Annotated in this window: 5 protein-coding genes and 1 pseudogene; 1 reads left to right on the top strand and 5 read right to left on the bottom strand. The window is 73.8% G+C overall.

Annotated features, from left to right (window positions below; genetic code table 11):
- The 5 genes from VR45_RS35620 to leuS all read right to left on the bottom strand — a co-directional run.
- On the bottom strand, window positions 1–182 hold a 182-nt coding region (locus tag VR45_RS35620), incomplete at its 3' end, for a hypothetical protein (RefSeq protein ID WP_045944067.1).
- Window positions 183–437: 255 nt separating this feature from the next.
- On the bottom strand, window positions 438–1,448 hold the full coding sequence (locus tag VR45_RS35625; protein ID WP_234326475.1) for a ComEA family DNA-binding protein: 1,011 nt from the start codon (window positions 1,446–1,448) through the stop codon (window positions 438–440).
- A gap of 237 nt (window positions 1,449–1,685) precedes the next feature.
- On the bottom strand, window positions 1,686–2,531 hold the full coding sequence (locus tag VR45_RS35630; protein ID WP_045944068.1) for a DegV family protein: 846 nt from the start codon (window positions 2,529–2,531) through the stop codon (window positions 1,686–1,688).
- A gap of 51 nt (window positions 2,532–2,582) precedes the next feature.
- A complete protein-coding gene (locus tag VR45_RS47505) occupies window positions 2,583–3,359 on the bottom strand; it encodes a hypothetical protein (protein WP_159394475.1) in 777 nt (258 codons plus the stop codon).
- Window positions 3,360–3,661: 302 nt separating this feature from the next.
- The gene (gene leuS, locus VR45_RS35640; protein ID WP_045944070.1) at window positions 3,662–6,556 is read right to left on the bottom strand and encodes a leucine--tRNA ligase; all 2,895 of its coding nucleotides are present in this window, start codon (window positions 6,554–6,556) and stop codon (window positions 3,662–3,664) included.
- A 220-nt stretch (window positions 6,557–6,776) separates the two neighbouring features.
- Here leuS and VR45_RS35645 point away from each other — a divergent pair.
- Window positions 6,777–7,085: pseudogene (locus tag VR45_RS35645) on the top strand (hypothetical protein); the annotation flags it as partial.

Genomic DNA, 7,085 nt, shown 5'->3' on the forward strand with positions numbered 1-7,085 from the left:
GCGGCGGCCGCCGTGAGGAGGACGACCGACGCGGTCACGGCGACGGAGCGGCCCCGGGTCGGACCGGTGAACGCCCGGATCCCGAGGACGAGGAGGAGCAGCCCGAGGAACGCCGCCGCACCGGCTGCCACCGCGAGGACCGCGCCGTGGCCGGACCCCGGCCCGAGCACCCAGGCGGTCACCGCCCAGGCGGCCCCGGCGGGCAGCAGCAGTCGAAGGTCACCCGGCCGTGGTCCGGTGGAGGGGCCGGTGGCCGGCTCCGTGTCGGGGGTGGGGGCGAGAACGGTGGCGATGACGGCACCTCCTTTCGGCGGAACGGAGAGGAGTGGAGCGAAAAGGACGCAGAGACGCAGAGAGGAGAGCGGTAGAGACGAAAGGAGCGAGGGAGCCGCGGGACGGACACGGGAACCTGCCGCACGACGGTGGCGAACGGCCCGTCAGAGGGTGAGCAACGGCCGGAGTTCCGCGTAGGTGCGCTCGCCCACGCCGCTCACCTGACGGAGTTGGTCGAGTGAACGGAACGCGCCGCCGTGGGAGGCGCGGAAGGCGATGATGCGCTGGGCGAGGGTCGGGCCGACGCCGGGGAGCGTGTCGAGCTGTTCGAGCGTCGCGCGGTTCAGGCTGACCGGCTGCTTCGACGGCCCGGCCGGAGGCGGTCCCGGGCCCGCTCCTGCGGCCGGCTGGGGGCTCGGCTCGCCGACGAGGATCTGTTCGCCGTCCGCCAGGACGCGGGCCAGGTTGAGGTTCCTGGTGTCCGTCCCCGGCAGCGGTCCGCCCGCCACCCGCAGCGCGTCCGCCACCCTGGAGCCGTTCGGCAGGGTGTGGACGCCCGGGGCGGCGACCCGGCCACCGATGTCGACCACCACAACGGCGGGAGCCCCGCCCCCGGTGTCGCCTCCAGGGGGCCCGGGCCCCTCGCCTGGCAGGCCCGTGCCCGGGCTCCCGGTCGGCGCCACCGGGCCGACGGCGACCGTCGGTACCTCGACCGGTTGCGGCCGCGCGAGCCAGAAGTGCTGGACGCCGTAGCCGAGGGCGAGCAGCAGGAGGACGAGCAGGCCGACCGCCGCCCGGCGTTCGAGCGTCAACGGATGCCCCGACGGCAGCAACGGCGGCATCAGCGGACCCGGCGGCACCGCACCCACCGCCGGGTCCGAGGGTCCCAACTCACCACCCTCGGACGCGGGGTCCGACGGCACGCCCTTGGCAACGCCACCGTCGGACGGCCCGCCCGACACACCCTCGGACGCGCCGTCGAACGGACCCTCGGAAGGACCGCCGTGCGGACCGCCGTCGCCCCGCCCCGGCGGGGACGACGCCGTGTACACCGAGGGCTCGGTGTCCGGCAGGTCGGCCGCCCCCGGCAACAGGGCCGCCATCCGCAGACGGGCGGTCTCGTTGGCCCGACGGATCTCGTGGCGCTTGCGTGCGCCGATGCGCAGGTTCGTCATGCGGAGCACGGTAGGAACCGCCCGAGCAGCGCGCGGATTTTACGGAAATCCTGTGGAAAACCCGGGGGTTGTGGACAACCGAGCACACCCTCAGGAGTGAGGCGGGCCGTCCGACGTTGACATTCGGGCCACTGCGGCCGCCCCGTGCCGCCCGAAGTCCGGTCCGCAGCTACCGCCCGAAGTCCGGTCCGCCGCTCCCGCCCGGCAGCCCGATCCGGCCGACGGCCCCGGCAGACCTCACCGGGGCGAGACCACCACCGCCAGCAGCCCCGGCCCGACGTGCGCGCCGATCACCGCGCCCACCTCGGCCACGTACAGTTCGCGCAGCCCCGGAATCCGCCCCCGCAGCCGCTCCGCCAGCGGCTCGGCCCGGTCCTCCGCCGCCAGGTGGTGGACGGCGATGTCGACCTCCCGCTCCCCCGCCCGCTCGACCGCGATCTCCTCCAGCCGGGCGATCGCCCGGGACGCCGTGCGCACCTTCTCCAGCGGCTCGATCCGCCCCCCGGCCAGGTGCAGCAGCGGCTTCACCGCCAGCGCCGAGCCCAGCAGTGCCCGCGCGGCGCCGATCCGCCCGCCCCGGCGCAGGTACTCCAGGGTGTCGACGTAGAAGAATCCGCTGGTCCCGGCGGTCCGGCGCACGACGGCCGCCGCCGCCTCGTCGAGCTCCTGCCCGGCCTCGATCGCCTCGGCCGCCGCCAGCACCCCGTACCCGAGCGCCATGCCGACCAGCCGGCTGTCCACCACCCGTACCGGGACGGGCGACTCGGCGGCCGCCAGCCGGGCGGCCGCCACCGTCCCGGACAGCTCGCCGGAGATGTGGACCGAGACGATGCCGCGCGCGCCGCTCTCGGCCGCCGCCCGGTAGGCGGCGGCGAAGGCCTCGGGGTTGGGCCGCGAGGTGGTCACCCGGTGCTTGCCGCGCAGCGCCTCGGCCACGTCCTTCGGGGAGATCTCGACGCCCTCCGCGCGTACCTCGTCGCCGACCGCGACGCTCAGCGGGACGATGGAGATCCGGTGCCGGTCGACGGCCTGCTGGGGCAGGTAGGCAGTGGAGTCGGTGACAAGTGCGAGGTCGGCGGGCATGAGGCGGAGGTTACTCCCAGCTCGGGCCGGTCGGCAGCTTCCGGAGGCCGCTCAGCCGGCCGAGGGGCCGGTGGTCGGCTTCCGCAGCCGCTGCGCCAGCTTGGTCACCGGGTCGGTGAGGCCGAGGAGCTCCTCGGCGCTGGGCCGGCCGCCCCGCCCGTCCGTGAGCCCGCGCCGGGCGCCACCGGCCTCCCGCGCCGCACCCTCACCCTCACCCGCACCCGCACCCGCCGCACCAACACCAGCCCCGGACCCACCCGAAGCCGAAGCCGCACCCGAAGCCCCCGGCCCGGTGTCCCAGTGCCGCAGCGCCCCCGCCTCGTCCTCGCACTCCCGGCTCAGCCGCCCCAGCTCGTCGGCCGCGAACCGGTGCATCCGGTCCTGCGCCGCCCACCGCATGGTCTCCGCCGAGTGCGTGATCCGCTCCGCCCGCTCCCGCAGCTCGGGCAGCTTCGCCGCGACCCGCCCGGCGTCCGGTTCGCGCTCCAGCATCCGCAGCTCGCCGTCCAGCTCCGCCGCGTGGGCGTCCAGCCGGCCCAGCAGCGCGAGCGCCTCGCCGAGCTGGCCGTCCTGGCCGACAGCGCTCTCCAGGACCCGCCGGGTGCCGTCCAGCGAGGTCCGCAGCCCCAGGCGGACGGCGGAGATCTGCCCCTGCGGGCCGGTCTGGGTGTAGGACTTCGCCTTGAGCGTGACGTTCTCCACGGCCCGTCGGGCCTTGGCCTCCTGGCGTTCCACCTTCTCGCCGACCGCCCGGGCCGCCTTGACCAGGCCGATGACGACGAGCACCACCACCCCGAGCCCGAGGAGCAGGGCGATTCCGAGCAACACCCCGAGAATCTCCATCACACGCCGCCTTCCGCCAGTCGAACCGGCCCCCACCGGGCCCAACGCGGGCCGGCCCACCGAGGGTTCCACCGTAGCCCCGGGACCGGCCGGACGGGCCACCGTTCAGGGCTGCCGGGCCCTAGTTCAGGGAAAGGTTCAGGGACGCATCGGGGGGAACCCCGACTTCCACCGAACCCCGGGAAGCCCCGCCGAACCCCCTGGAGGCNCCACACCGACCCCCGGAACGCCGCAGGGCGGGCGCCCCCGAAGGAACGCCCGCCCCACCGAACAGATCAGCCTCAGCCTCAGCCGGTGACGATGTTGACCAGCTTCGGCGCCCGCGCGATCACCTTGCGCACCTCGGCCCCGCCGATCGCCGCGACGACCGCCGGGTCGGCCAGCGCCAGCGCCTCCAGCTCGGCGTCCGAGATCGACGGCGCGACCTCCAGCCGGGCCTTGACCTTGCCCTTGATCTGGACGACGCAGGTCACCGACTCGTCGACGACGTACGCCGGGTCGGCCACCGGGTAGTCGGTGTGCGCCAGCGAGTCGCCGTGACCCAGCCGGCGCCACAGCTCCTCGGCGATGTGCGGGGCCAGCGGCGCGACCATCAGCACCACCTGCTCGGCCACCGAACGCGGCGTGGAACCGCGCTTGACCAGGTAGTTGTTCAGCTCGATCGCCTTGGCCACCGCGGTGTTGAAGCGCAGCCCGGCCATGTCGGCGCGGACGCCGTCGACGGCCTTGTGCAGGGCGCGCAGCGTCGCCTCGTCCGGCTCCTCGTCCGTCACGACCAGCTCGCCGCTCGTCTCGGAGACGATGTTGCGCCACAGCCGCTGCAGGAAGCGGTAGGAGCCGACGACGGCGCGGGTGTCCCACGGGCGGGAGACGTCCAGCGGGCCCATCGACATCTCGTACAGGCGCAGCGTGTCGGCGCCGTACTCGTCGGCGATCTCGTCGGGGGCGACGGCGTTCTTCAGGGACTTGCCCATCTTGCCGGCCTCGCGCTTGACCGGCTCGCCCTGCCAGAAGTACTGGCCGTCGCGCTCCTCGATCTCGGCGGCGGGCACCGGGAAGCCGCGCTCGTCGCGGTAGACGTCGGCGGTGATCATGCCCTGGTTGAACAGCTTGTGGAACGGCTCGACCGAGGAGACGTGCCCCAGGTCGTGCAGCACCTTGTGCCAGAAGCGGGCGTACAGCAGGTGCAGGACGGCGTGCTCGGCACCGCCGACGTACAGGTCGGCGCCGCCGCCGGGCTTCTGCTCGGTGGGGCCCAGCCAGTACTGCTCGTTGGCGGGGTCGACGACCTGCTCGCGGTTGGACGGGTCGATGTAGCGCAGCTCGTACCAGCAGGAACCGGCCCAGTTGGGCATGGTGTTGGTCTCGCGGCGGTACGTCTTCACGCCGTCGCCCAGGTCCAGTTCGACGTTGACCCAGTCCTCGTTGCGGGACAGCGGGGTCTTCGGCGTGGAGGTGGAGTCGAACGGGTCGTAGGTGTGCGGCGAGTAGTCGTCGACCTGCGGGACCTCGACGGGCAGCATCGACTCGGGCAGCGCGTGCATGACGCCGTCCTCGTCGTAGACGATCGGGAAGGGCTCGCCCCAGTACCGCTGGCGGCTGAACAGCCAGTCGCGCAGGCGGTAGTTGACGGTGCCCTCGCCGATGCCGCGGGCGGTCAGCCAGGCGGTGACGGCGGCCTTGGCCTCGACGACGCCCAGGCCGTTCAGCGAGATGCCGTCCTCGGTGCCCTCGGTGTGGGCCGAGTTGACGATGACGGAGTCGTAGGTGTCGAAGGCGTCGTCCCAGCCGGCCGGGTCCTCGTCGCGCCCGTCGGTGGGCTCGACGACGCAGCGCATCGGCAGTTCGAAGGCGCGCGCGAAGGCGAAGTCGCGGTGGTCGTGGGCGGGGACGGCCATGATGGCGCCGGTGCCGTAGCCCATCAGCACGTAGTCGGCGATGAAGACCGGGACGGGCTCGCCGCTGACGGGATTGACGGCGTGGGCGCCGGTGAAGACACCGGTCTTGACCTTGGCCTCGACCTGGCGCTCGACGTCCGACTTGGCGGCCGCGGCGGCACGGTAGGCGGTGACGGCCTCGGCGGGGGTGGCGGCGCCACCGGTCCAGGCCTCGGGGGTGCCCTCGGGCCAGGCGGCGGGCACGATCGTGTCGACCAGGTCGTGCTCGGGCGCCAGCACCATGTAGGTGGCGCCGAACAGGGTGTCGGGGCGGGTGGTGAAGACGGTGATCTTCCGCTCGCCGACGGCGAAGTCGACCCGGGCGCCCTCGGAGCGGCCGATCCAGTTGCGCTGCTGCAGCTTGATCGCCTCGGGCCAGTCCAGCAGGTCCAGGTCGGAGATCAGCCGGTCCGAGTAGGCCGTGATCCGCATCATCCACTGGCGCAGGTTGGACTTGAAGACGGGGAAGTTGCCGCGCTCGGAGCGACCGTCGGCGGTGACCTCCTCGTTGGACAGCACGGTGCCCAGGCCGGGGCACCAGTTGACCGGCACCTCCTTGGCGTAGGCCAGCCGGTACTCGCCCAGCACCTCCTCGCGCTCGGCACCGCTCAGCGCGGCCCAGTCGCGGCCGCCGGGGACCTCGCGGGTGCCGTCAGCGAACGCGGCGACCAGCTCGGCGATCGGGCGGGCCCGGTGGGCCTGCTCGTCGTACCAGGAGTTGAAGATCTGCAGGAAGATCCACTGCGTCCAGCGGTAGTACTCCGGGTCGATCGTGGCGATCGAACGGCGCGGGTCGTGGCCCAGGCCCAGCCGGCGCAGCTGGTGGCGCATGTTGGCGATGTTCGCCTCGGTGGACACCCGCGGGTGGGTGCCGGTCTGCACGGCGTACTGCTCGGCGGGCAGGCCGAACGAGTCGTAGCCCAGGGTGTGCAGCACGTTGAAGCCGTTCATCCGCTGGTAGCGGGCGAACACGTCGGTGGCGATGTAGCCCAGCGGGTGGCCGACGTGCAGGCCCGCACCCGACGGGTACGGGAACATGTCCATGATGAAGCTGTGCGGCTTCGCGGCGACGTCGGCGGCGGCGGGATCGGCCAGGTCGCCGGCCGGGTTGGGGGCGTGGAACGTGCCCTCCTTCTCCCAGATGTCCTGCCAGCGGGACTCGATCTCCGCCGCCAGGGCAGCGCTGTACCGGAACGGCGCGGTCGCGGTGTCGGCCGCGCCGGACGCAGGGGTCGTCTCGCTCATGGTCCTTAAAGCTCCATCGATGTCAGTTGGCGAACCGGCGTTGCGGGCCGGCGACGGGGCGGGGTGTCCGGACCGGGGCCCGGACGGTGCCGGGCTGTGAGCCGGGCGGAAAACAAAAAAGCCCCTCGCAGGAGGGGGTGCCACGCCGACTCCGGCTCCGCCCTGGGGCGTGGCCGGTCCTGGTCAGCGCGGCCGACTAAGAAGCAGGCGCGCGGTTCGCATGGGCTCAGGGTACCGCAAGGGGTCGGGCGCCTCCGGGGGAGACCACGGGCGCGCCCGTCAGGCGCCGGTCCCCGCCGACACCTCCACCGCGGCCTCCCCCGGCCCGGCGGCCGTCTCCACGACCACCGCCGACACCGCCGACCCCGACTCCCCCACCGGCACCGACACCAACGACTCCGACTCCGCCGACTCCGCCGAGCGGAACGCCGCGTCGATCCCGCGCAACGCCCGCGCCACCCGCTCCGACTGCATCCCGGCGGCGAGCGCCCGCGCCCGGTCCGCCGTCCGGACCGCCGCGGCGGTGGCA

It is taken from the genome of Streptomyces sp. NRRL S-495 (assembly GCF_000966955.1).
Taxonomy (GTDB): Bacteria; Actinomycetota; Actinomycetes; order Streptomycetales; family Streptomycetaceae; genus Kitasatospora; species Kitasatospora purpeofusca.